The sequence below is a fragment of the Mangrovibacter sp. MFB070 genome, assembly GCF_000705335.1.
GTDB lineage: Bacteria > Pseudomonadota > Gammaproteobacteria > Enterobacterales > Enterobacteriaceae > Mangrovibacter > Mangrovibacter plantisponsor.
This window is the reverse complement of the sequence record NZ_JJMI01000039.1, coordinates 129,928-153,954: the sequence shown is the minus strand read 5'-3', so window position 1 is coordinate 153,954 and position 24,027 is coordinate 129,928. Positions and strand designations below refer to the sequence as shown.

The 24,027-nt window shown below is 52.3% G+C and carries 18 protein-coding genes; 5 read left to right on the top strand and 13 right to left on the bottom strand.

The features are described from left to right. The first annotated feature begins 118 nt into the window (after nucleotides 1-118). The 3 genes from DT73_RS18915 to DT73_RS18905 all read left to right on the top strand — a co-directional run bounded on the left by DT73_RS18915 (nucleotide 119) and on the right by DT73_RS18905 (nucleotide 2,932). Complete coding sequence (locus tag DT73_RS18915) at nucleotides 119-1,450, top strand: glycoside hydrolase family 28 protein (protein WP_036113242.1); 1,332 nt, start codon at nucleotides 119-121, stop codon at nucleotides 1,448-1,450. 295 nt (nucleotides 1,451-1,745) lie between these two features. Further along, on the top strand, nucleotides 1,746-2,099 hold the full coding sequence (locus DT73_RS18910; protein ID WP_036113239.1) for a helix-turn-helix domain-containing protein: 354 nt from the start codon (nucleotides 1,746-1,748) through the stop codon (nucleotides 2,097-2,099). Between the two features lie 29 nt (nucleotides 2,100-2,128). Further along, nucleotides 2,129-2,932, top strand: coding sequence for an SDR family oxidoreductase (locus DT73_RS18905; RefSeq protein WP_036113236.1), 804 nt, complete (start codon nucleotides 2,129-2,131; stop codon nucleotides 2,930-2,932). Nucleotides 2,933-2,958: 26 nt separating this feature from the next. On the opposite strand, the gene DT73_RS18900 is transcribed toward DT73_RS18905, so the two are convergent. The 3 genes from DT73_RS18900 to DT73_RS18890 all read right to left on the bottom strand — a co-directional run bounded on the left by DT73_RS18900 (nucleotide 2,959) and on the right by DT73_RS18890 (nucleotide 5,264). Then, complete coding sequence (locus tag DT73_RS18900) at nucleotides 2,959-3,645, bottom strand: DUF4405 domain-containing protein (RefSeq protein WP_036113656.1); 687 nt, start codon at nucleotides 3,643-3,645, stop codon at nucleotides 2,959-2,961. 13 nt (nucleotides 3,646-3,658) lie between these two features. Then, nucleotides 3,659-4,303, bottom strand: coding sequence for a flavodoxin (locus tag DT73_RS18895; protein WP_036113233.1), 645 nt, complete (start codon nucleotides 4,301-4,303; stop codon nucleotides 3,659-3,661). A gap of 184 nt (nucleotides 4,304-4,487) precedes the next feature. After that, on the bottom strand, nucleotides 4,488-5,264 hold the full coding sequence (locus DT73_RS18890) for a DeoR/GlpR family DNA-binding transcription regulator (RefSeq protein WP_036113230.1): 777 nt from the start codon (nucleotides 5,262-5,264) through the stop codon (nucleotides 4,488-4,490). Nucleotides 5,265-5,850: 586 nt separating this feature from the next. Here DT73_RS18890 and DT73_RS18885 point away from each other — a divergent pair. Beyond that, the gene (locus DT73_RS18885) at nucleotides 5,851-7,188 is read left to right on the top strand and encodes an aspartate aminotransferase family protein (protein WP_036113227.1); all 1,338 of its coding nucleotides are present in this window, start codon (nucleotides 5,851-5,853) and stop codon (nucleotides 7,186-7,188) included. Nucleotides 7,189-7,264: 76 nt separating this feature from the next. On the opposite strand, the gene DT73_RS18880 is transcribed toward DT73_RS18885, so the two are convergent. From DT73_RS18880 to DT73_RS18865, 4 genes are all read right to left on the bottom strand, one after another. Further along, nucleotides 7,265-7,801 (bottom strand): NUDIX hydrolase, encoded by a 537-nt coding sequence (locus tag DT73_RS18880; RefSeq protein ID WP_342768390.1) that lies wholly within the window; start codon nucleotides 7,799-7,801, stop codon nucleotides 7,265-7,267. Nucleotides 7,802-7,936: 135 nt separating this feature from the next. Continuing rightward, nucleotides 7,937-8,779, bottom strand: coding sequence for an MBL fold metallo-hydrolase (locus tag DT73_RS18875; RefSeq protein WP_036113224.1), 843 nt, complete (start codon nucleotides 8,777-8,779; stop codon nucleotides 7,937-7,939). 239 nt (nucleotides 8,780-9,018) lie between these two features. Further along, nucleotides 9,019-10,497: an MFS transporter gene (locus DT73_RS18870; protein WP_036113220.1), complete on the bottom strand. Its 1,479-nt coding sequence runs from the start codon at nucleotides 10,495-10,497 to the stop codon at nucleotides 9,019-9,021. 182 nt (nucleotides 10,498-10,679) lie between these two features. Then, the gene (locus DT73_RS18865) at nucleotides 10,680-11,852 is read right to left on the bottom strand and encodes a serine hydrolase (protein ID WP_036113217.1); all 1,173 of its coding nucleotides are present in this window, start codon (nucleotides 11,850-11,852) and stop codon (nucleotides 10,680-10,682) included. Nucleotides 11,853-12,127: 275 nt separating this feature from the next. Here DT73_RS18865 and DT73_RS18860 point away from each other — a divergent pair, with 275 nt between their 5' ends. Continuing rightward, nucleotides 12,128-12,835, top strand: a complete 708-nt coding sequence (locus DT73_RS18860; protein ID WP_036113215.1) for an SDR family oxidoreductase — start codon at nucleotides 12,128-12,130, stop codon at nucleotides 12,833-12,835. Between the two features lie 32 nt (nucleotides 12,836-12,867). On the opposite strand, the gene DT73_RS18855 is transcribed toward DT73_RS18860, so the two are convergent. The 6 genes from DT73_RS18855 to DT73_RS18830 form a co-directional block, all read right to left on the bottom strand. Then, nucleotides 12,868-14,085 carry an EAL and HDOD domain-containing protein gene (locus DT73_RS18855; RefSeq protein WP_036113212.1) on the bottom strand — a complete coding sequence of 406 codons (1,218 nt, stop codon included), beginning with the start codon at nucleotides 14,083-14,085 and terminating at the stop codon, nucleotides 12,868-12,870. 246 nt (nucleotides 14,086-14,331) lie between these two features. Beyond that, a complete protein-coding gene (locus tag DT73_RS18850) occupies nucleotides 14,332-16,968 on the bottom strand; it encodes a nitrate reductase (protein ID WP_036113208.1) in 2,637 nt (878 codons plus the stop codon). After that, nucleotides 16,965-21,065, bottom strand: coding sequence for a nitrite reductase large subunit NirB (gene nirB / locus DT73_RS18845; RefSeq protein ID WP_084172326.1), 4,101 nt, complete (start codon nucleotides 21,063-21,065; stop codon nucleotides 16,965-16,967). Before nirB ends, DT73_RS18850 begins: the two co-directional genes overlap by 4 nt. A gap of 10 nt (nucleotides 21,066-21,075) precedes the next feature. Beyond that, entirely contained in the window at nucleotides 21,076-21,864 is a 789-nt protein-coding gene (locus DT73_RS18840) for an ABC transporter ATP-binding protein (RefSeq protein ID WP_036113205.1), read from the bottom strand. Further along, entirely contained in the window at nucleotides 21,861-22,766 is a 906-nt protein-coding gene (ntrB, locus tag DT73_RS18835) for a nitrate ABC transporter permease (RefSeq protein ID WP_084172325.1), read from the bottom strand. Before ntrB ends, DT73_RS18840 begins: the two co-directional genes overlap by 4 nt. Nucleotides 22,767-22,776: 10 nt before the next feature. Beyond that, the gene (locus tag DT73_RS18830) at nucleotides 22,777-24,027 is read right to left on the bottom strand and encodes an ABC transporter substrate-binding protein (protein ID WP_036113202.1); all 1,251 of its coding nucleotides are present in this window, start codon (nucleotides 24,025-24,027) and stop codon (nucleotides 22,777-22,779) included.

The following is a 24,027-nucleotide window of genomic DNA, read 5'->3' as shown; positions in this document are numbered from 1 at the left end:
TTAAACAGGCAAATGCCTGTATCAGCAGTGGATGCACTGTGCACCTGCACAGTAGTGCAGTTTGTATCCAGCAGGTAAAGTGATTTGTTATACATTTGTGTTAAGGACAAACGAACGGATGAAAAAAACATTACTGGCGGTTATCTGTTGCGCGGCTCTCACCCCTGTTCTCTCTTATGCTGCCCGGTCTGCAACCTGTTCACCGGTAACATTTGGTGGTAAAGGTGACGGAAAAACCCTGAATACTCAGGCCATTCAGCGGGCACTTCAGCAGTGCCATGACCTTGGCGGCGGCACGGTTTCATTAACACCGGGTATCTGGCTGAGCGGCCCTTTACAGTTACTCAGTAATACCACTCTGGATATCCCCAAAGGGGCTGTGCTGCAGGCCAGTAACCAGGAAGGTAAGTTTGTCCCGGCATTTATTGGCCATCCGGCAAAGGTGAACGAAGCGTTTATTTTTGCCAGCCATGCCAACCACGTTAACCTGACTGGCGGCGGAACACTCAATGGCGATGGTGAGCAGACCTGGTGGCCAGATGCTCTGGCAATGCGGGCGCAGGTGCGCAGCGGTAATAAAAAAGCCTTCACAGACCGTTTCCCGGGGATCCCTGTCGCCAATGGTTTCCCCCGGCCGTGGTTTGTTGAATTTAATGATGTAACACAGGGCCGGATTGATGGCCTGCACCTGACCAATTCACCCATGTGGAATATCGTAATCCGCAATAGTGCCAATATTGCCATTCATAAAGTGAATATTACCAACCCGGTAACCTCCCCCAATACCGACGGAATTGATATTGTTTCATCACATGACGTGACGGTGTCACATGCTGATATCCGCACCGGGGATGACAATATCGCCATCAAGTCCGGGTTGGTGCCTGGCAGCGCCGCATCCGCCAGCAACATCACGGTCTCAGACTCCGTGATGCGTGACGGGCACGGTATCTCTGTGGGCAGCGAAACGGCCAATGGTATTGGGAAAGTCACAGTGCAGCGTATCACCTTCCTCAAGACTGAAAATGGCATCCGCATTAAATCCGCACGGGATCGCGGGAATCAAATCGGGCCACTGGTTGCCAGCCAACTGACCATGACGAATGTTGCCACTCCCATTCTGGTGACTGACAGTTATGGCGGCCAGTCCGGAGCTCTGGGGCATCAGGAAATAGCGCCGATTGCATCTGCCCCGCGGACGGCCACCACGCCGAAGATTGATGGTGTACAGATTACAGAACTCAAAGCTACCGGGGCGCAGACCGCTATGATCCTCAGTGGGTTGCCTGAGTCTATTGTGAACGGTATACGGTTCGACAAGATTCAGATTGAATCACAAACCGGTATTCTCACCCGTTATGTGAATGGCGACCTGCGTCGCGTCCGGGTGATGGCGGCAAACGGTAAACCGCTGGAAAAAGGCCCGGCTGTTTCTCTGGAAATGCGCTAAACCGCCTTAAAGGCCTGTTGATTACTGGCGCTTGTAGCCAGTACAACAGGCTCCAGTGAGTGCTTCTCGCCTGATTATGCTCTTTCTATACCAACAGAATAACCTTATGACTGAGTTTCATTAATCAATACACTCTTCCAGACTTTCATGGCTATATAACGCATTTAAACTCTAAAAATTAATCAGATTAATGAGCGCAGTTCATATCAACAAGCAGGTTGAATACCTTAATCCCCGCCACAGACCTCTGTAGTATTTACCAGGTAAGCCAATATGTAACTACAGGTAATACGCAATGTTAAAACTGGAAAACCTGATACAGGAACTCACAACCTGGATAGATGAACATATCCATGAACCACTAAAAATTGATGACGTTGCCGTCCGGGCCGGGTATTCAAAATGGCACTTGCAACGTGTGTTCTTTGAAGTGCAGAACATCCATCTTGGGCACTATATCCGTGACAGAAAACTGGCCTGTGCAGCGCAGGATCTGCTCAATACACAAGAGTCGGTGATTGATGTCTCATTGAAGTATGGTTTCGATTCTCAACAGTCATTTACCCGTACTTTTTCGCGTAAATACAGCCTTCCCCCTTCCAGATACCGCAGGCAGCAACTATCTGAAGCCCGTGGCTGGCAGCAATGATAATTCTTAATACCAGGCAAGACAGAAAAATGACATCACAACTAAGAACAGTATTAATCATTGGTGCCACTGGCAGTATTGGCAGGCATGTTGTCGCCCAGGCGCTGGGTAAAGGCCTGGAGGTGAGAGCCTTAACTCGTAACCCGGCAAAGGCCACAAGGCAACTTCCTGCTGGTGTACGCATTTTTTTTGGCGATGTAACCCGGCCTGAAACGTTGCATGAAGCTGTTCAGGGCGTTGACGCACTGGTATTCACACATGGTTCTGATGGTATGGGTAAAACGGGTGCCCGCGAAGTGGATTATGGCGCAGTAAAAAATACGTTATCTGTACTGGCGCACCCGGTGCGTATTGCGTTAATGACAGCAATTGGTGTGACTGAACGACTCGGCAGTTATAACCAGCGTACAGAAGCTCATGACTGGAAACGGCGAGCAGAACGGCTGGTGCGTGCCAGCTGGCTGCCCTACACTATTGTGCGGCCCGGGTGGTTCGACTATAACGACCGTTCAACGCTGCGCATGTGTTTTTTACAGGGAGACACTCGTCACAGCGGTACCCCTGCTGATGGAGTGATTTCCCGCAGGCAAATTGCACAAGTGTTACTGGCAAGCCTTGAGAACGAATCTGCCATTAATAAAACGTTTGAACTGGTGGCCGAACAAGGTGCTGCACAGACAGATCTTACGCCCCTGTTCAGTGCACTGGTTGCCGATGGTAAGACCAAAAACGACGGTGTTTTTGATTGCGAAAATATGCCCATTGCGCAAGAGCCGCAGTATGTAGTTGATGATCTCACATCTGTTACCCACTGGGTTGCTACTGCGGGTTGACGAAACAGGCTAAAGCCGTATACGCCTTATTCTGTTTTTATTGGCTGCCGCCAGAGCAACAAGCTGACTAAATAGCTGGTTGCCACGGCGGCCAGTACAATAACCGCCAGGTAGTCAAGGTAAAACAACCAGGCGGGTTCGCCATAGTCGAAAAAAGCAAAATCTACAGCCATTAATAAATATGGCAGCATGTTTCGTGCCCAGAACACCACACCACCATAAATAGCAATGCAAATAAAACAGGCGGGGAAAAAATACCCGGCGATAAATCCTGCTGGGGAAAGCCGGAACAAATAACAAAAATACTTCGCCAGCATTTTCCAGTGCATACCTAAATGAACACCAATGATAATTTGCCCCCAGTGAACACTGGTCATATGGACTTTGCGTGCCAGGTCGGTATTACTGTGGAATACCCAGTCAGGTATCACATGCCGTGACAACACCAAACCGGAAATAATTGCAGTGACAAACACGATAACTGTTACCAGATTGACACCTGTTTTCAGAATGCGAAACAGTGAGTACTCGCCCTGGGTTAATGCGCTGAACCAATGAAGATTAAGCGCATTATGCAGCATAACAAGTAATAAAATGGTAACACCCAGCCATTCATGGATAACTTCACCCCATAAGTGAAACCCCATTAATGTTAGTAGCATCACCAGCAAAACCACATCCTGAACCACCTGGAAATGGTACTTTTTTCTCATGCCCGCCATGGGATTAATACCCCATATTCAGTTGGTTAACCCATTGTTTGACTTGTTGAATGGTTTGTTCATCTGCCACTTCAGTCCGGTACACAGCCAACCCCTGGGTTATTACATTTGCATTCGGTTGCAGGCGTTTTATTTCCTGAATTGACCCGGTAAAGCGGCTCCCGCCATGACTGGTGAAAGGAATAAGGGTTTTACCGCTAAATTGGTTTTGTTCAAACAGGCTGTACATAACCATTGGCATCTTGTACCACCAAATCGGGTAGCCAACGAAAATAGTCTGGTAGCCGGATAAATCAGGTAAAGCTGTTTTAATGATCGGTCGGGCATTTTCGCGTGATTCTTTCTGAGCAGCATCAAGTAATGGCTGGTGTTCACGTGGGTAAGGCGTAGTGGTTTCTATTCGAAATAAATCACCGCCAGTCTGTTGTTGAATGAGGGTCGCCAGGTATTCTGTACTCCCCATTTGCTGGTTATTTTTCTCAATAACACTGGCTCCGGAAAAACCATCAACATCACCTGGTGCTACTGTTTCCGGCTGCGAAAAATAAATAATCAGTGTTTTCTGACCGGCAGAAAAAGCCGGAAATGTAACCGCCATGAACAGTACTAAAATGGCGGAAATAAGTGCCTGGTAGCTATATTTTTTCATCCTTTCTCTCCCCTTGTCGCGGCATAATCAGATCCCTGAATTTGGGCATGTTTTGCGCAGGAGGAAACAGTTTAGGGCGTCGTGCCTGACAAAAGGCTGACACCCGGATAACAATTTAGTCAGCCGGGGTAATAAATAAGGCGATGGATCAATAAAATCAGCAGGTAGCCTGGTTGGGCAAGATTCAGACAGCAATAGCCTCTTCACAACTGGCCTGCAGTGCCGCCCAGTCATCACGCGAAGACGCCGCTTCATCAGAAATAATCATATCGATATCCGCGATACGGGCATAAACCATTCGGCTGGTGACACCTATTTTACTGTGGTCTGCCAGAATGATGCGCTTGTTAGCATTACAGATCATCGCTTCGGCAATTGCCGCTTCGTGGTGAGTGAAACTACTTGCACCTGATTTACTGGAAATACCAACGGGCGACAGCAATGCCACATCAGCCCGGAAGCGCTGCAGTTCACGAATGGTCATCACACCGCAGGTTGCCTGGGTGACCGGGCCCATCTCCCCACCCAGTAAAATGACTTCATGGTTGAGTGAACGGGCATAGTCAGATTCGGTCAGCCGGGAAGCTACACTAAGGCTGTTGGTAATAATTGTCATGCCCGGCATGGAAACCAGTTCATCAGCGACAACAGATGTAGTGCTGCCAGCGTCAATAAAAACGGTTTGCCCAGCGCGAAGTTGCTGTACTGCGGCACGGGCAATAGCCAGTTTCTCTTTGCCGCGCACTGTTGCCCGCACAGACAATGGTGGCTCAGGTTCAGCCCCGAGCGCGACAACGCCGCCATGAACCCGGCGCAACTCACCTAAGTTTTCCAGCTTAACAATATCGCGCCGCACGGTTTCCCGCGAGACATTCAGGTGCTGAATCAGTTGCTCTGTGGAAATACGGTTAAGGGTCGAGAGTAAGGCCCGGATACGGTGTAAGCGAGTTTCTTCTAACATATTATTCCTTAATGATTTCCGGCATGAGGCAGACAACCTTTATTCGCCGGGAAACCAGGCCAGTAAACAGAGCACCTGGCCTGGTCGTGCCATTATGTGCAAATAACAGGTAACAAGAGCAATTTTTCTGCCAAAAAATAAACTATATAAAAACAATCAGATAGGTTGCTCTTTAACATCATACCTGCGGCAATCTGAGAATAACACCCTGTGTAATTGTATTTTATCAGCCCGGTGTGCACATTTGTGTAGTTTACCGCACCAGCCTGCCAGCCATCATCATATTTAGCAATACGGGTAATTAAATCTTCATGGCTAATTTTTACTGGAATATTAATCGCTTGCGCCTGATGAAAAGCGGTTGAATGGCCTGGATGTGTGGTTTGGTACCCAGGCCAGGGCTGAATAGTGCATTCTGCTCTGGCATCGACTGAGTTAAAAAACCTTTATTATCATTCAACTAAATAGCATAAGGATTTTGTATGGATTCTTTTGCTGTGCTTTTGTGTGCTTTTGTGTATTTTATTGCAAAAGGCACGGTAAGGTTGCCGGTCAACAACACAGACATGATAAATGAGAGGCTTTCATGGCGACGCGCTCCACCATTATGGATACCAACAGCTTTCGTGCAGAACATGCGGCAGCACTGGATGAACAAACACGTACGTTAACTGAAAAACGCGCGCGTTTACTGGGTGATTCTTACCGCCTGTTCTATCGTAACCCAGTACATCTGGTGCGTGGTGAGCAGCAATATTTGTGGGACGCGCAGGGTAACAAATACCTGGATGTCTATAACAACGTAGCCAGTATTGGTCATTGCCACCCTGCAGTTATTGACGCTGTACAACAGCAGATGAGCCAGCTTAATACCCACACCCGCTACCTGCATGAACGTATTCTGGATTACACCGAATCATTGTTGAAGTACGTTCCGGGTGAAGTCAGCAAAGCCATGTATATGTGTACCGGTTCAGAAGCCAATGACCTGGCCATTCGTGTTGCCCGTGCCTGGAGCGGCGGAACCGGGATTATTGTTACCCGTGAAGCCTACCATGGCACCAGTGAACTGACTTCTGGCGCTTCTCCAGCGCTGGGCAGCGGTCAACCGCTGGCGGCGACAACTCGCCTGGTTCCTGCTCCCGACCGCTACCGTGTGGATACCCCGGATATTGGTGCCTGGTTTGCCGCGCAAATTCAGGAACAAATTGATGATATGGCCGCACACGGTATCAAATTCGCCGGTTTGCTGGTGGACTCAATTTTCTCATCAGATGGTGTATTGCCGGGCCCTGCTGGTTACCTGAAGCCAGCGCTGGATGTTGTGCATCGCAATGGCGGGATCTTTATTGCCGATGAAGTGCAGCCGGGCTTTGCCCGTACCGGCGAAAGTTTCTGGGGTTTTGCCCGCCACGACATTGTGCCGGATGTTATCACCATGGGTAAACCTATGGGCAACGGTATCCCGGTTTCGGCAATGCTGGCAAAACCTGAAGTGCTGGCGGCGTTTAGCGACACCATCCCTTATTTCAACACATTTGGTGGTAACCCGGTGTCAATTGCTGCCGCTCAGGCTGTACTGAAAGTGATTGAAGATGAAAAACTGCAACAGCACAGCCTTACCGTGGGCACGCAGTTGCAAAAAGAGCTGGCTGCACTGGCAGCTCAGCATGATTGTGTGGGTGATTTTCGCGGTGCCGGGTTGTTCATTGGTTTCGAACTGGTTACGGATAAAGCCAGTAAAAACCCGGACAAACAGCGTGCGCTGGATGTGATTGAACGCTTGCGTGAAGACCATGTGCTGACTTCAGTTGCCGGGCCACATGGTAACGTTCTGAAGTTACGCCCGACTCTGGCTTTCCAGGCTCATGATATTGACTGGCTGGTAGGTTCACTGGATAAAGCGCTACGCGCTGGCCGTTAATTCAGTTCTTTACTGGCTGTCTGACAAAAAATCCGCCCCGTACTGGCGGATTTTTTTATGTTATATGGCGCTGGCGCTATACCAGGCCTTTCAGCCGCGCCAGCAAAAATGCGCTAACCGATGTGGCATCGGTAATTTCACCACTGGCAATACGCCCGGCAAATTCACTGACTGGCATGTGCCTGCACACCAGCCCGATTTCTTCGGCATCCAGTGCCTGTGCGCCCTGCTCAAAGTCGGATGCCAGCCAAATATGGTACCCCTGAGTGGAGTAGCCCTGCGCCAGTTTCTGGTAACCTACCCAGGTCAGTGTCCTGGCCCGTAACCCGGTCTCTTCTGCCAGTTCACCCCGGGCCACCGTTTCTGGTGCTTCACCGGGGCTCAGTTCCCATGCCCCCTGCGGGAGTTCCAGAGTGCGGACACCAAGAGGATAACGGTACTGCTCAACCACATACACCTGGTCACCTTCAACCGGAAGAATAACGGCGAAATCAGGCTTTTCCACCACTGAATAAATCCCCTGCGAGCCATCTTTCCGCTCAATACTGTCTTCACGCAGGCGCATCCACTGGTTCTGGTAAACCGTTCGCGAGCTTAAGGTTTTAATTTCCACTATCAGGTACCTCCCGGACTTCGTGTCATTGTGTTGTGGTATTCCAGAACAATCATTCCAGCATATTGAGCGCCCTGTTGACAGCACCGGGGGTTAATTTAGGACGATGGACTGGTTTGCAGGGGCAATTTTTTGTTAACCCTGAAGATATTCAATACGGTAACCATTTTCTGACGGGTGGATGTGTGCAAAGCCTGCATGCGCGAAATGCATTCCCGCCACCAGCAGTTGCTGAGTGGCTGCCTGGCTGAAAATCTGTGCCCGGGTCTGTTCCGCCTGGATGTGGTCCACATCAAAAGCGACAAAGACATCCGGGTGCATCGACTGGATATAAGGAAAGTGAACAATGTCGCCCCAAATCAACAAACCGCCATTTTCAGCCTTAATGTGAAACCCTGTATGGCCTGGCGTGTGGCCGGCCAGCAGTACAGGGGATATACCCTCAATAACATCGCCATCACTGAAAAATTTCCGCTGTTCCCCATAGGTTTTCAGAACCTGCCGGGCAAATGCAAAGTTGCGTTTACCCCGCTCTGTAGCTGCTTGCTGGTGAGTATCATCCAGCCAGTATTCTGCTTCTAAAGGATGCAGAAATAGCGTTGCGCGATTGAACACTTTATTCCCGTGTGAATCGAGCAGGCCACCAATATGGTCGGGGTGGCAGTGGGTTAATAATATTGTGTCTATATCATCCGGTGTTACTCCGGCTTTTTGCAGGCTCGGCAGCAGTTGCCCTCCTGCGTTGTTTATTCCACCGGTTCCGCTGTCTACCAGAATAGTGTGACCCCTGCCACGAATCAGAAAGCCGTTGATTTCGATATTGCCTGGTGCGGCGATACCCGCTTCAGTTTGAATGGCCTGGGCATCAGTTTCGCCAATACCAGAGAGCAGACTCAGGCTGGCTTCCATATATCCGTCACTCAACACAGTGACCAGGTAGTCACCAATACGGCATGACGCAGGCTGGGTTGAACTCATCACATCACCTTTATTTGTTAGTTTCTCATGATGACCGGTTTCGGTAACCGGCCGCCCGGTTGCATTGATATGGCTTTATAAAAGCTGGCTAAACGGTTCTGTACGGTAAAACCCGCAGGTGCCGGAAATGAATGATACTGCGCAGGGTGTTTTCGAGGAATGCCAGGTTGGCGAGATAAGCTCGTAACGTGAAAAAAGAAACACTTCAGCGCCCACCATGGCGCTGAAGTGCCAGTCGGTTAAGGTTGTTGCCGGGCGAAATCTTCGGCGTCGATATCGTAACCTGATGGTTCCCAGCGAATCAGCAACAGCGCCAGAATACCAATGACAGGCGACAGCGCAATCACCCAGAACAAGCCCTCACCCAGCGTGCTGATAAGTATCGGGAACAAGAATAACGCCAGCGTTGAACTGACCCGGGTAATAGTCTGGTTTAACCCCACGCCCACGCCACGAATGGAAGACGGATAGCTCAGCGACGCATACACCATGGTATGCGCGCCCGGGCCAAATCCCTGGCCAAGCAGGAACAGCGCCAGTAAACCAAAGCACAGTACTGCCTCCTGAGTTCCTTCTGGTTTGCCGACCAGAGCCAGCCCAATCAGGGCCACTAACTGGCAGCCATACCCGGCCAGCGTCATTCCTCGCGAACCCAGGTAAGGCACCAGTTTCACCGCCGCAATGCCGCCGGTAAAGGCAAAACACAGGTTCAGTACCAGCGAGGCCAGGATAGTTGTCAGCAACGATTGCTCAAACAGTGTGGAAATAATAATTGGCAAACCAAACGCAATGGCTGAATAAGCAAAAGGGGAAACAAACGACATGACGCTGGTCAGCACGGTGCGTGAACGGAAATGGTTGTCCCACAGTACAGCATAGTTTTTCCAGCTTGCTGTGCGTTTGGTGGGTTCTTGCGCCGTTGTATCTGCATCCGCAGCCACTTTCACCGGGATATTCCATGCACTGCGCAGGATCTTCGCGGCACCTTCTAAATCACCCTGTTGTGCTGCCCAAATAGGCGATTCCGTCATATAGCGTTTACGGATCAGAATAATGATCAGTGCAGGAACGGCACCAAAACCAACAATGTAGCGCCACAAATATTCGTTATGGCTGGGCGGCAGTGAGTAAAACAGCGCCAGAACCAGGATATAGGAAACGGTGATCGCCGCATACCAGGTTGGGCACCACATAGCAACGCTGGCTGCTTTATTCCCCTTACCCTTAAGGCGAGAGAATTCGGCAAGAAATGCCATGGCAACCGGTAAATCAATCCCAATCCCCAGACCCATAATAAAGCGGCTGATACCCAGCACTTCTGCATTAGGGGCGCAGGCACCTAAAATGGCGGCGAAAACAAAGAAGAACATATCGGCCATAAATACCCGGTAACGGCCAATTTTATCTGTCAGGTAGCCGCCAATAATGGCACCAATAATTGCGCCAAAGGTAATAGCGGACAGAACCAGACCAAGCCCTTTAGGGCTGAGATTAAACTGGTGGGTGATGTCTTTTACGCCAAAGGCCAGTGCGCCGAGATCATAGGCATCAAGAAATACGCCACCCAGCGCGATAGCCATAATGATGCGGGCATTATTGCGTGCCTGTGTGGAGTTATTGACCAGGTTACTGACATCAGCGGCATTGCTGATGGTATGCACTTCCTGTGATGGTTCTCCGGCATACTCCCTGTCTGAGTAAAGTGGAAATTGCGTCATGTGTTTTGCTCTTGTAATGGACGTTTGGATGTCTAAGCATCCAGACTTTCATTTTTAGTTGTTGCGAGCAAGATTTTTGATAGAGCGATAGTCGATAACTAATAACCAAAAGAAATAAGTCAGTATGGAATGAGTATAATAAAATGAGCCGGTGGTCACGGTTTACCACCGGCTTTGCGCTGTTATGCTGCGGAAATATGGCCTGCATTAAGAGCTGTATAGACAGCATCCCGTACTTCGAGGGTCAACAACCCACACATCCCTTCATAGGCCGTATTGGTCATCAACACCACAGTCAGGTCGTTTTGCCGGTCAATAAACCAGTTGTGCCCGTAAACACCACCCCAGGAGAGTGTCCCGGGGCTTTGTGGCGTGCCCGTTGCCTGCGGGTCAACTAACACAGCCCCACCGTAACCAAACCCCCAGCCGGGGCCTGCGCATTCAGCTTCCGGGCCACAGTGTGCCTGGTAAACAGCACTTTGCAGGCTGGCTGGCAGCAGGCCCGCACCAGTGCGCAATGCTTCTAAAAAGTTCAGAATATCCGGTGCGCAGCCATACATACCCGCCCCACCAGAAGGGTACGCCTGGCTGTTTGCTACCCGTGATGGCGCAAAACGCACGCTTCCCCCAAACCCTTCAGGTAATGGGATCTCTGCATTTTCACCAATAATAACCGGCCCCTGTTCACTGTTGGCATAAGCGACGGCAATGTTATCCAGCCCCGCAGTCACAAAGCCTGAATGGCTCATTCCCAGTGGCAGAGTCACCAGTTCAGCCACCGCCTGCGGCAGTGATTTCCCGGTCGCTTTCTCAATAACAGCCCCCAGAACATCCATACCCAGGGAATAAGCCCAACTTTCTCCAGGGCGAAACAGCAAAGGAACAGAACTCAGACGGCGTAAATTTTCAGCCAGGTCAAAATCAACATGGTCCAGGCCATCGGAAATCCCTGCTGAGATATAAGGCCCGTCATTGCCCTGATTGAACCCATACCCCAGCCCGGCCGTGTGCGTGAGTAACTGGTGCAGCGTCATATTTACCGCCTCACCTTGCGGGCCAGTGGGAGTGAAGTCTGGCAACCATTGAGTTACCGGCGCATCCAGTTCAAGGATACCTGCGGCGACCAGGCGCAGGGCGGCCAGTGAGACAATGGGTTTGGTCACTGAAGATAACCGAAAGCCTGTACTGGGTAACATAGGGCGCTGGCTTTCCCGGTCGGCAAAACCATGAGCACTGATATGACGAAGTTTGCCCTGGTGAGCAACGGCACACACAGCACCCACCACTCTGCCCTGTGCTATTGCCCGGTCAAAGATGCCCGGCAAGGATGCATTAAGTGCATCTTCTGCTTGCATGAACTTTCTCCTGTATTTTGGTGAAACCGCAGGTGTCTGTCAGTTGCCTTCAGCCACCCAGGCTTTTCGGAAACATGGTTTAACCCACTATTGATTACTATTAAAACAATTGATTTTAAGCAAGGTTTTTATCACTGAGGCATTAATTGCTTACATTATTCATTTGCCTGCCGGTAATTACACGGGTTTACCGGGCGAGTTTATCTGGTACAACAGTGACATATTGTGAGTGGTTTTATGTAGCCAGCTATAACTGATTTTCTCGGGAGAAAGACATGCAACTTAAAAATGCTGTTGTGTTTGTAACCGGAGCTAACCGTGGGTTGGGAGAAGTGTTTGCCAGAGAAGCTCGCGCGCGCGGCGCAAAGAAAGTTTATGCCGCAGCGCGCAACCCGCAGGCTATTAACATCGCCGGTGTTACCGCTATTGAGCTGGACGTAACAGATACCGCCGCTATTACTCGTGCAGTAACTCAGGCGGGTGATGTCACGCTGTTAATTAATAACGCAGGGATTGCACAAACCGGGAGTTTGCTTGATGCCAGTGCAGAACAGCACATTCGCCAGCAGATGGAGACAAACTTGTTTGGCCCGTTACGTTTAGCGCAGGCCTTTGCACCTGTGCTGGCTCAGGCAGGCGGCGGTGCCATTATCAACGTATTATCCGTAGCGTCCTGGATTAGTAGCGCCATGCTACCCACGTATTCGGTGAGCAAATCGGCCGCCTGGTCTTTAACCAATGGGTTGCGTCTGGCACTGGCTGAACAAGGTACGCAGGTGCTGGGTCTGCATGCAGGGTTTATTGACACAGGGATGACAAAAGATTTTGATGTGCCAAAAACCTCGCCACTGGATATTGTCACGGCAACCTATAACGCACTGGAAGCCGGGCTGAGTGAAATACTGGGCGATGACATTACGCGCCAGGTACACCAGGGGCTTACTGCTGGCCAGCCGGTTTACCTTGCCCCACTGGTGCGTTAATCACGCTCAGTCAATTATGCCGGAGAGAGTGGCTAATAGCTTTCGTCGGCCCAGTTAGTGGCGCTGGTCATGATCTTGATGATTTGTGGGTCGTTCAGCCCCAGTTCACTACCCAGCCGGTGTACATCTAACCACTGCATGGTTTCATAGTGGCGAGCCAGGTCGAGTATTTCGAACAACACGCCTTTGCTATCGACCAGAGCTGCATGAATACGGGGTGATAAGGTAATTTGTTCAAGCAGCACATGCAGCGGGTGATCCAGTATGGCGTCGAGCAATGAAAACAGGCCACACAGGAAGGCATCGCCCTCGAGGTAAGTCATATGCAGTTCTGTGGCAATCAGTTCACAAAACCGGCCACGAATAACGCTGTTTTTATACAGTTCAACGGGTTTTTCATCATCAAGGCTGTACAGGCTCACCAGTGAGACAAAACGGCGCAATTCATGGTCGCCAATATATAACGCGATATCGCGCAGCGACATGGTATTCACTTCCACCGGGAAACTGGTCTGGTAGCGAATATTCTTGATATAACGCATAAATTTGTAGGCAATAGACACATCACGGTTGATTAAATTGCCCACCTTTTCGTAATCGATTCGTTGCTGGTTCACTTCACGCATCAGTTCAATTAACCAGGTAATATTCAGTGCCAGTTTCTTGTTGCGTAAAATTTCTGGCCGGCGGTAAAAATAGCCCTGGAAAAGTGAAAAACCTAATGACTTGAATGCCTGGAACTCTTCCTGGCTTTCTACTTTTTCCGCCAGTAATGTCATTTTTTCCAGTTTGTTACGGGAAATATACTGAGCAATGAGCTCCGCTGAATGCTGGCGGACATCGAATTTCAGGATATCCACGTAAGGTAAAAACCGCGCCCAGCCTTCTTCCATGGTGAAATCATCCAGCGCGACGGTAAAACCTTTGTGATGTAATTCATTGATAGCGCTAAACAAATCATCATCGGGTTGCGCATCTTCCAGCACTTCAATGACCACACTCTCTGGCGGCAGGCTGAAAACCTGGCGATCAATAATCATTTTGTGGGGAAAATTGATGAATGATACGTGGTTTTCCGTCACGCTTTGCAGTGGTGAGCCAAGGAACTGGTCTGAAATAACCTGACTGGTAGCGTATTCCGAAGAAACATCAGGAAACGCATTGCTGAGCCCATTACGGTACAACAATTCGTAAGCAACGGTATGCATATCCTGATCAAAAATAGGTTGCCTGGCAATGAAAGAGTACATAACTGCTCCTGAATAGCGTGATATACCAGAACCGCCAATACGTTGCGCCATGTTTACAGGCGCGTAAGCAATACACGTTTTCCAACAGGTTTATCGACTGATACTGTTTCTAGTTTAGATAACTGCGCAAGAAGTGTGATGTATTTTGATAGAAATCAAAATAATACCTGGGGAGTAGATAAGTGGTTTCAAAAGGATAATCATGCCCCTGACCAGGCTTCCCTGCCCGTGAATTATAGCGGGTGATTATAGTGCGTGCTGTGACAGCAGGCTTTTTAGCTCAGGAATGCAGGAGCCGCAATTGGTGCCACAGCCAAGTTGTTTACCCAGAGAGCTAACAGTATGGCAACCGCTGGCAATAGCCTGGGAAATATCCCGGGCCTGGGTACCAAAGCAACTACACACCGTTTGGGCTCCCCGGATATCCCCCAGAGAGCGCCCGGCAAGCAGCTGGTCGCTGGTTTGCTTATCCACTTTTTTGCCAAGGCTTGCGCAAACCAGTGTGGAGTCTGGCTCTGGTGCTGACGGGCTGGCATAGAACGCCACATTCAGCGCCCCGTGGTTAAACCCCAGTAAGTGGCAGGCAATATTATTGTCCGTGGCCTGGCGGCATTCGAGCCCGGCCAGCCAGGTTTGTTGTTGTAGCCAGTCCGTAATACACCCTTCACCTGCAACCCAGAATTGCCAGCCACCGGGCACCGGAGCACGGGCCCACCATTGCACGCCAGAAATAGTGACACTGTCACTGGCATATAACACGCCCTCCCAGTCACTGGTCACGGGCTGGGCCCGTACCGGGGTGAATTTACTTTCTGGCTGGCCGGATATTTCACAGTGATGCGCAGTAATTAGCGCCCCTGGCTGGCTTTGCAAGGCAAACTGGCTGTTCCAGTGCATTGGCACAAATACCTGGCCGGCAGGTTGCGCATCGGTTATCACAGCCCGGCACAGCATCCAGCCTGTGGCAGACTGTAACCGCACCAGGCTGTTTTCAGTGATCCCCACCAGGCTGGCGTCTGCCGGGTGGATTTCGCAATAAGGTTTATTGCGATGCTGCAACAGGCCCGCAACCAGGCCGGTACGGGTCATGGTGTGCCACTGGTCGCGGATACGGCCAGTATTCATTACCAGAGGGTAATATTTACTGGTGGTACTCCTGGGCGGCTGTGGGTGAACCGGTACCAGGCGGGCTTTACCATCCGGGAAAGCAAATACGCCATCCTGAAATAACCGGGGGCACCCTGCCGGGTGGTGTGAATTTACCGGCCACTGAATAGGTTGCAACTGTTCCCATTCAGTGCGGGTTAAACGGCTTAACCCACTGATATCAAACAGGCGCTCTCCCTGGTTTTCAAAACCGGTAAGCGCCGCGTGTTCACTAAAAATCTCATGAGGATGAGACCAGTCAAAAGCTTTCTCATACCCCATACGCCGGGCGATTTGCGCAATTATCCACCAGTCTGGACGGGCTTCACCGGGTGGTTCGGCAAAGCGCCGTTGCCGTGAGATGCGGCGTTCAGAATTGGTGACCGTACCCTCTTTTTCTCCCCAGCCCTGGGCCGGGAAAAGAACATCCGCAAAGGCTGCCGTCGTGGTGTCTGAGGTTATGTCAGAAACTATCACACACTCACATAGCGCCAGCGCCCGGGCAACCTGGTTGGTGTCTGGCAACGATACCGCCGGGTTGGTACCCATAATCCAGATGGCTTTGATGTCGCCCCGTTCAACAGCCTGAAACAGCTCCACCGCTTTATAACCCGGCTTATGCGCTGTGCGGCTGCTGCCCCAGAACCTGCCCACCCGCTCAATGGCTTCCGGGGTAAAATCCATATGGGCGGCAAGCTGGTTTGCCAGCCCCCCCACTTCACGCCCGCCCATGGCATTGGGCTGGCCGGTAAGAGAAAAAGGGCCACATCCGGGGCTGGCTGTTTGCCCGGAAACCAGGTGGGCATTAATTATGGCATTGCATTTATCTGTACCTGTGGCGGACTGGTTAATGCCCATACACCACAATGTCACTACCCGGCGTGGTTTACAGTAAAGCTGGTAAAAGGCTTCAACCTGGTTACGTGAAAGGCCACAATATTCAGCGACTTTGTCTGCAGTCCAGGGGGCGGCTGCCTGGGCCGTTTCGGCGCGCCCCACAGTTCTGCTGCGCCACTGAGCATCGTCTTTTCCTTCTGTTATCAGCCAGTTTACCAGGCCAGTAAACAACGCGCTGTCGCTACCGGGCGTGATAGCCAGGTGCAGGTCTGCTTCCGCACAAGTTGTGCTGCGCCGGGGGTCGATGGCAATAATTTGCATATCAGGCCTGGCCGCCCGTGCCGCCGCCAGGCGTTGCCACAATACCGGATGCGCCCAGGCAAGGTTACTCCCCACCAGGACTACGACATCTGCCAGTTCAATATCTTCATAGTTGCAGGGCACGGCATCTTCGCCAAAAGCGCGTTTATAGGCCGCGACAGCGGAAGACATACACAACCGTGAATTGGTGTCGATATTACCGCTGCCGATAAACCCTTTCATAAGCTTGTTGGCAGCATAGTAGTCTTCAGTGAGTAATTGCCCGGAGGCGTAGAACGCAACTGAATCCGGGCCGTGCTGTTGAATAATGTCAGCAAGCTGTTGGGCAGCATGGTCCAGTGCCTGCTCCCAGGACACGCGCTGGTGTTTGATGTGCGGGGCGAGCAGCCGCCCCTGTAACCCCATTGTTTTATCCAGTGCACTGCCTTTTACACAGATGCGCCCCAGGTTTGCCGGGTGTGAGGTATCGCCCTGCACTTTTATTGCCGGTATCTGCCCGGCAACATTTGCTGATGCCCCGGAAACCCGCAGACCGCAGCCGGTACCGCAATACGGGCAAGTGGTCCGGGTTTCATTCATACAGTAGCCTCGGCAACAGGTTCGCTGTGCGTTGCCGGTTCACTGGCAACCAGTACCTGCCCATTCACGACATGTACCGGCCAGCTGCGCAGGTGCGTTTCCCCTTCTACCGCGCGTCCGTCAGCCAGGCGAAAACGGTGCTTATACAGTGGCGAGATCACAATCAGTTCTCCCGCGTTGTCTCCCAGTAAACCGCGCGACATCACGCAGGCCTGGGTGCCGGGTTCAATGTCGTCCAGTGCCCAAACCTGTTCCCCAATACGGAACAGGGCAATACGGTGGCTGCCCAGGCGAGCGCCAATGCCAGCATTATTGGGGATAGCGGAAACAGCGCACACCGTTTGCCAGGGTTCCGCAGGCAGGCGCGACGGGTGTGTGACTAGTGCGGTGGTGGGTTGTATTTGCCCGCGGCGGGTATCCCATTGCACAGATTCATCCGGGGTATCGCTGTTGATGGTGGCGGTGAACCGGCTGAGTTGCTCCGGGTCGTTCAGCGTGGTTTGCCATTCACACTGCCAGGTGTCAACAATGTGCGCCATGTTGGCTTCCAACTGCGCGTTGATGCCGAGTTTGTCGTCAATGACCACCTGGCGGAGATAATCCAGCCCGCCTTCCAGATTATCAAGCCAGACACTGGTGCGGGTTAAACGCCCGGCGGTACGGATATAGAACATCAGTACCCGGTCGATGTAGCGAATTAATGTTGCGCTATCAAGATCAGTGGCAAACAGATCTGCATGGCGAGGTTTCATGCCGCCATTACCGCAGACATACAGGTTCCAGCCTTTGTCCGTGGCAATCACACCAATATCTTTGCTCTGCGCTTCTGCACATTCACGGGTACAGCCTGAAACCGCCATTTTAATTTTGTGCGGCGAGCGCAATCCTTTGTAGCGTTGTTCCAGCTCAATCGCCATGCTGGTTGAATCCTGGACACCATAACGGCACCAGTTTTCGCCGACACAGGATTTCACCGTACGTAATGACTTGCCATAAGCGTGGCCGGTTTCAAAACCTGCATCAATCAGTTCCTGCCAAATAAGGGGTAACTGTGCAAGACTGGCACCAAACAGGTCAATGCGCTGGCCGCCAGTAATTTTGGTATACAAATTGTAGCGTTGAGCGACTTCACCAATGGCAATTAAGCCCTGGGGCGTTATCTCGCCTGCCGGGATCCTTGGCACAATGGAATAAGTGCCGTTTTTCTGAATGTTGGCAAAGTAGCGGTCATTGGTATCCTGCAGTGGCAAGTGTTCTGGTTTCAGCAGGTAGTCATTCCAGGCCGATGCCAGCAGTGAGCCCACCAGTGGTTTGCAAATTTCGCAGCCATGGCCACTACCGTGGCGCTGGATCAGATCATCAAAGCTGCGGATGTTTTCAACCTGAATCAGGTTAAATAATGCCTGGCGCGACCAGGGGAAGTGTTCGCAGATATCATCACTGACTGCAACCCCGGATTCTTCCAGTGCCTGCTCCATCACCTGTTTAACCAGAGATGTGCACCCGCCGCAACCCGTGCCAGCTTTAGTGAATGATTTCACTGCGCTGAGATCATGGTGGCCTGCGGTTACGGCTGCGCGAATTGCACCTTTGGTTACGTTGTGGCACGAACACAGAACTGCGCTGTCCGGAAGCGCTTTGCTGCCCTGAGCGGCAGGTTTATCGCCAGTTGCCGGCAGAATCAATTGGGCAGGTGCATCTGGCAAATCGATGCGGTTGAGCATCAGTTGCAGCAAATTACTGTAGTCGCTGGCATCACCCACCAGAACGCCGCCCAGTAGTTGTTTTTTATCGGCGCTGACCACTATTTTCTTGTAGATGCCATCCGGGCCGTTGTGCCACTGGTACACCAGGCTACCGGGTGTTTTGCCATGGGCGTCACCCAGCGATGCAACTTCCACCCCAAGCAGTTTCAGGCGGGTACTCATGTCTGCACCAAGGAATTGGGCTTCCTGCTCGCCGGACAACCGGGCGGCAGCAATACGCGCCATATCATAACCCGGGGCTACCAGGCCAAAAATGGCGCCCTCCCAGAGCGCACACTCTCCAATGGCATATACCGCCGGGTGGCTGGTACGGCACTGGTTATCGATAACAATGCCGCCGCGCGGCCCGATGGCCAGCCCGGCTATGCGCGCCAGGTCATCACGCGGGCGGATCCCGGCGGAAAACACCACCAGGTCGGTATCCAGTGGTTCACCACTGCTGAACTGCAATTGCAAGCCACTGGCGCTGGAGGCGATTTTAGTGGTTTGCATACCGGTATGGACATGGACACCCAGAGCCTGAATTTTGCTGCTGAGCAGCGTGGCGCCTTCATCATCCAGTTGAACCGCCATCAGGCGTGGTGAGAACTCAACCACGTGAGTTTCCAGGCCCAGCGTTTTTAACGCATTGGCGGCCTCCAGGCCAAGTAAGCCACCACCGATCACCACACCCCGGGTGGCATGGCTGGCACAGGCTTTAATTTCATCCAGATCATCCAGCGTACGGTAAACAAAGCAGCGCTGGTCATCATGGCCTTCAATGGGCGGTACAAAAGCCCGTGAGCCGGTTGCCAGCACCAGGTGGTCCCAGGCCAGCTCCCGGCCCTGGGAGTCCGTCAGGCTGCGCCGGTCAGTATCAAGCGCGGTTACCTGGCTGTGGGTGCGCAACTCAATACCATGTTGAGCAAAAAAATCGGCATCGGTGAGGCTCAGCGTGGTGGCATTCCCGGCAGTAAAATAGTCAGTTAAATGCACCCGGTCGTAGGCCAGGTGGCGTTCTTCACCGTAAACCACGATATGCCATTGCTGGTGCATACCTCGTTCAACCAGTTGCTCAAGAAAATACTGGCCGACCATGCCATGGCCAATAACAACCAACGTTTTTTTGGCGTGCGTGTTGATATCCTGCATTGCTTCTGTCCTTGCGGTTGGCGCCGCTTCCGGGGAAAGAACACCTGGAAGGAGGGCGTGAAAATGAATAGGTTGGTGCATCAGTGCGCTGATGCGCGCTGCTTCGCTGATATCGCCCCACAGGAACGCTCCTGTCAGGTGCCCGTTGCAGGTATATAGCCGCTGGTAGTCGCCAGTGGAGCTGTTCTCACTGATTAAAGGCGGAGTATTTTCCTGCTCCTGACGGGAGCCGAGACAAAACAGCTGCAATCCCCGCACTTTCAGGCGGGTGCCCTGAGGCTCGGGGTGGTAATCCGCGATGGCCTGGCCTGCCAGGCGATGAGCGAGTACCACTGCCTGCGCCAGGCAAGGTGCCAGCAAGCCAGGTACTTCACCGTTAAACTCGCTACACTCCCCAAGAGCACTGATGGTGTGGTCGCTGGTCTGGAGTTGCCCGTTAACCTGAATTCCGCGCCCACAGGCCAGGCCTGCTTCGCGGGCAAGCTTTATGTTTGGCCGGATCCCGGTCGCAATCACCACCCGTTTGGCTGGCAAAAGTTGCCCATCGGCAAGCCTGACGGCATCAGCTGTAATCGCCGTAATACCGTTGTTCATCAGGCAGTGAACCCCCTGCTGTGACAGTGCACTGAGTAGCCGTTCGCCACATTTTGCATCCACCTGGCGCTCAAGGGGCCAGCCATGGCGGTGAACCAGCGAGACTTGCCTCCCCTGCTGAGCCAGTGCTGCTGCGGCTTCAACCCCAACAAACCCGCCACCCAACACGATAACCGGTGCTCCGGGAGGATCATTTTGCAGCGCGAACAGATCCTGCTGGTGGCGGAACCCGCAGACATGGGGCAACTGAATTCCGGTGACAGGCGGCATTGCAGATTGTGACCCGGTGGCAATAACTAACTGGTCCCAGACAAGTGTGCGTTTATCTGTCACCACCTGGCGGCTTTCCCGGTGAACTGAAAGTACTGTTTCACCAGTGAGCAAGGTGACCCCCTGCTCCAGATACCAGGATGACGGGTGCAGCGCGATTTCAGCGAAGCTTTTGTCACCGTTAAGAACTGAAGGCAACTGAACCCGGTTGTAGGTTGCATGTTGCTCATTACCAATCAGCGTAACCTTAAAACGCCCGGGCGCGAGCGCCAGCAGCGTTTCCACCAGTTTCAGCGCCGCCATTCCATTGCCTGCCACCACCAGATGCGGTTTCATTTGTGTGTCCTCAGGCAACTGCAGGCTGTTTTTCGTACAGGAACTGCAATATCTGCTGGCGCAGCTGGTGGTAGCGCGGGTTATCCGCCAGTGCAACCCGGTTGCGTGGCCGGGGAAGATCGATTTCCAGGATCTCGCCCACAGTTGCTGCCGGGCCATTGGTCATCATTAACACCCGGTCTGAAAGCAGTACGGCTTCGTCTACATCATGCGTTATCAGAACCAGTGTGGTGTTCAGGCGTGCCTGAATTTGCATGACGGCGTCCTGCAAGTGTGCGCGGGTCAGTGCGTCCAGTGCGCCAAAAGGTTCATCCATCAGTAAAACCCGTGGGCTCATGGCCAGCGCCCGGGCGATGCCGACACGCTGCTTCATCCCGCCGGATATTTCGTCTGGCCGTTTATCCATGGCGTGGCCCATTTGCACACGCTCAAGGTTATGTTCGGTCCATTCGCGCATTTCAGCTTTGGTTTTGCTGCCTTTGAATACGGTTTCTACAGCCAGCGCAACGTTCTCACGCGCGGTAAGCCAGGGAAGCAGTGAGTGGTTCTGGAAAACCACCGCCCGTTCCGGGCCTGGCCCGGCAATTTCTTTGTTGTCGCACAGCAACCCACCACTGCTTGGCAGTGTCAGACCGGCAATCAAATTCAGTAAGGTGGATTTACCGCACCCGGAATGGCCAATCAGGCTGATGGTTTCACCTTCAGCTATGTCGAAACTAACCCGGTCCAGGGCAAGAAACGGGCCACCGGCAGTCATAAACTGCTGGCTGACATTTTGAACCTGAATGATTTTGTTCATTTATCCTCCCGGCTTTCCCAGGTGAAGCGGCGTGCTATCAGCAGTAATGCCTGTTCAAGTAACAGCCCTACTGCCCCAATGATTAAAATGGCGATCAGAATGTTTTCCACATTGAGGTTGTTCCATTCATTCCAGATCCAGAACCCTATACCCAGGCCGCCGGTAAGCATTTCAGCAGCCACAATCACCAGCCAGGCAATCCCCATGGACAGGCGTACCCCGGTCATTACGGCGGGCAACACGGCAGGAAACAAAATGCGGCGCATAATGGTCCATTCACTGAGTCGTAATACACGGGCGACATTCAGATAGGTTTGTGGAACCCGGCGCACGCCTTCAGCGGTGTTGATGATCATCGGCCAGATAGCACAGATAAAAATGGTCCAGCTGGATGCCGGTTCAGCACGCTGGAACAGCAGCAAACCAATAGGCAACCAGGCCAGTGGGCTGACCGGGCGCAGTAAGGCAATTACCGGGTTAAACATCCGGCCGAGAAACTGAAAACGCCCCAGCAGAAACCCTGCGGGAATACCCACCAGCGCTGCAAGGCTGAAACCAACAGCGACACGCTCCAGCGATGCCAGCACGTTCCAGCCGATCCCCTGGTCATTCGGACCATTGTTGTAAAACGGGTCGGCAAAAAGGGTTTTGGCCGCTTCCAGCGTGGTAACCGGCCCGGGGAACCCCTGGCTGTGAAGTGCTGCCAGTTGCCACACCACGGCCAGTAATCCAAGCCCGGCCAGAACAGGAATAATTCGTTCCAGTAACTGGCGCAGCGTGTGAGAAATGCGATGTGGACGGCGAACGGGTTTGACCGCCAGGTTCACAACTTCACCCTGTATCTGTTTTTCTGCCCCCGGGTGTTCAGCTTTCAGGGGAGTTATCTGTTGTGCTGTTTTCATGTCCCGGACCTCATTGTTTGATGGCGAAACTGTCTGCATACGCCGCGGGGTTGGTACCATCCCAAACCTTGCCGTCCATCAGTGTGCTTTTGCGCAGTGAACTTGCCGGAATAGAGACGCCACCTACCGTGGTGGCCGCGGCTTTGTACACATCCACACGGTTAATCTGGCGTGCAATAGCGAGGTAATCTGGCGCGGTTTTAATTAAGCCCCAGCGCTTGAACTGGGTCAGGAACCACATGCCGTCTGAATCCCATGGGTAACTCACTTCGCCATCATGGAAAAAGCGCATAGCGTGGGCATCCTGCCAGGTTTTACCCAGGCCATCTTCGTATTTCCCCAACATGCGCCCTTCAATGATTTCTGGTTTGGTGTTAATCCACGGGCGCTGGGCGATAACCTGCACGGTTTCGCGTTTGTTGGCATCGCTGGCGTCTATCCAGCGCGCGGCATCCAGTACCGCAGCAGTAAGTGCTCTTGCCGTGTTGGGGTGTTTTTCTACCCACTCCTGGCGGGTGCCGAGGATCTTTTCCGGGTGATCGGGCCATACAGACTGAGATGTGGCAGCGGTGAAGCCAATATTGTCGCTGATAGCTCGCTGGTTCCAGGGTTCACCAACACAGCAACCCACCATGTTGCCTATCTTCATGTTCATCACCATTTGTGGTGGTGGAACGACAACGGTGCGCACGTCAGTAAAGGGGTTAACGCCTGCACTTGCCAGCCAGTAATAGAGCCACATGGCGTGGGTACTGGTTGGAAAGGTGTGGGCGAAGGTCATGGAACCAGCCGGTTTGGCATCAATGGCTTTTTTTAGTGATTCAACATTGGTAACCCCGGCAGCCTTGAGCTGGTTAGATAGTGAAATCCCCTGCCCGTTGTTATTCAGAGTCATCAGGCTTGCCATGTTACGTTGCGGGCCAGCGACGCCCAGTTGCAGGCCATAAATTAAGCCGTAGAGAACGTGGGCGGCATCCAGTTCGCCAGACAGCAGTTTATCCCGTACCGCTGCCCAACTGGCTTCTTTGCTGGGCTGGATACTGATGCCATATTTTTTATCAAATCCTTTGATGGCGGCCATCACCACTGGCGCACAATCTGTCAGGGGAATAAACCCAACTTTCACCGTGGTCAACTCTGGCGCATCGGACCCCGCAGCCCAGGCTTGCTGGCGAATACCGGGCAGGATCAAGCCGGCTCCCAGGGCGGCACTGCCTGCCAGAAACTGGCGGCGGGAAAGCGTAAAATGCGTTTTGCTCAT

What these genes read in the sequence shown, in the direction of transcription:
- DT73_RS18915 (WP_036113242.1), top strand. Translation starts at nt 119, where the DNA reads ATGAAAAAAACATTACTGGCGGTTATCTGTTGCGCGGCTCTCACCCCT.
- DT73_RS18910 (WP_036113239.1), top strand. Translation starts at nt 1,746, where the DNA reads ATGTTAAAACTGGAAAACCTGATACAGGAACTCACAACCTGGATAGAT.
- DT73_RS18905 (WP_036113236.1), top strand. Translation starts at nt 2,129, where the DNA reads ATGACATCACAACTAAGAACAGTATTAATCATTGGTGCCACTGGCAGT.
- DT73_RS18900 (WP_036113656.1), bottom strand. Translation starts at nt 3,645, where the DNA reads ATGAGAAAAAAGTACCATTTCCAGGTGGTTCAGGATGTGGTTTTGCTG.
- DT73_RS18895 (WP_036113233.1), bottom strand. Translation starts at nt 4,303, where the DNA reads ATGAAAAAATATAGCTACCAGGCACTTATTTCCGCCATTTTAGTACTG.
- DT73_RS18890 (WP_036113230.1), bottom strand. Translation starts at nt 5,264, where the DNA reads ATGTTAGAAGAAACTCGCTTACACCGTATCCGGGCCTTACTCTCGACC.
- DT73_RS18885 (WP_036113227.1), top strand. Translation starts at nt 5,851, where the DNA reads ATGGCGACGCGCTCCACCATTATGGATACCAACAGCTTTCGTGCAGAA.
- DT73_RS18875 (WP_036113224.1), bottom strand. Translation starts at nt 8,779, where the DNA reads ATGAGTTCAACCCAGCCTGCGTCATGCCGTATTGGTGACTACCTGGTC.
- DT73_RS18870 (WP_036113220.1), bottom strand. Translation starts at nt 10,497, where the DNA reads ATGACGCAATTTCCACTTTACTCAGACAGGGAGTATGCCGGAGAACCA.
- DT73_RS18865 (WP_036113217.1), bottom strand. Translation starts at nt 11,852, where the DNA reads ATGCAAGCAGAAGATGCACTTAATGCATCCTTGCCGGGCATCTTTGAC.
- DT73_RS18860 (WP_036113215.1), top strand. Translation starts at nt 12,128, where the DNA reads ATGCAACTTAAAAATGCTGTTGTGTTTGTAACCGGAGCTAACCGTGGG.
- DT73_RS18855 (WP_036113212.1), bottom strand. Translation starts at nt 14,085, where the DNA reads ATGTACTCTTTCATTGCCAGGCAACCTATTTTTGATCAGGATATGCAT.
- DT73_RS18850 (WP_036113208.1), bottom strand. Translation starts at nt 16,968, where the DNA reads ATGAATGAAACCCGGACCACTTGCCCGTATTGCGGTACCGGCTGCGGT.
- nirB (WP_084172326.1), bottom strand. Translation starts at nt 21,065, where the DNA reads ATGAAACCGCATCTGGTGGTGGCAGGCAATGGAATGGCGGCGCTGAAA.
- DT73_RS18840 (WP_036113205.1), bottom strand. Translation starts at nt 21,864, where the DNA reads ATGAACAAAATCATTCAGGTTCAAAATGTCAGCCAGCAGTTTATGACT.
- ntrB (WP_084172325.1), bottom strand. Translation starts at nt 22,766, where the DNA reads ATGAAAACAGCACAACAGATAACTCCCCTGAAAGCTGAACACCCGGGG.
- DT73_RS18830 (WP_036113202.1), bottom strand. Translation starts at nt 24,027, where the DNA reads ATGAGCAAAACGCATTTTACGCTTTCCCGCCGCCAGTTTCTGGCAGGC.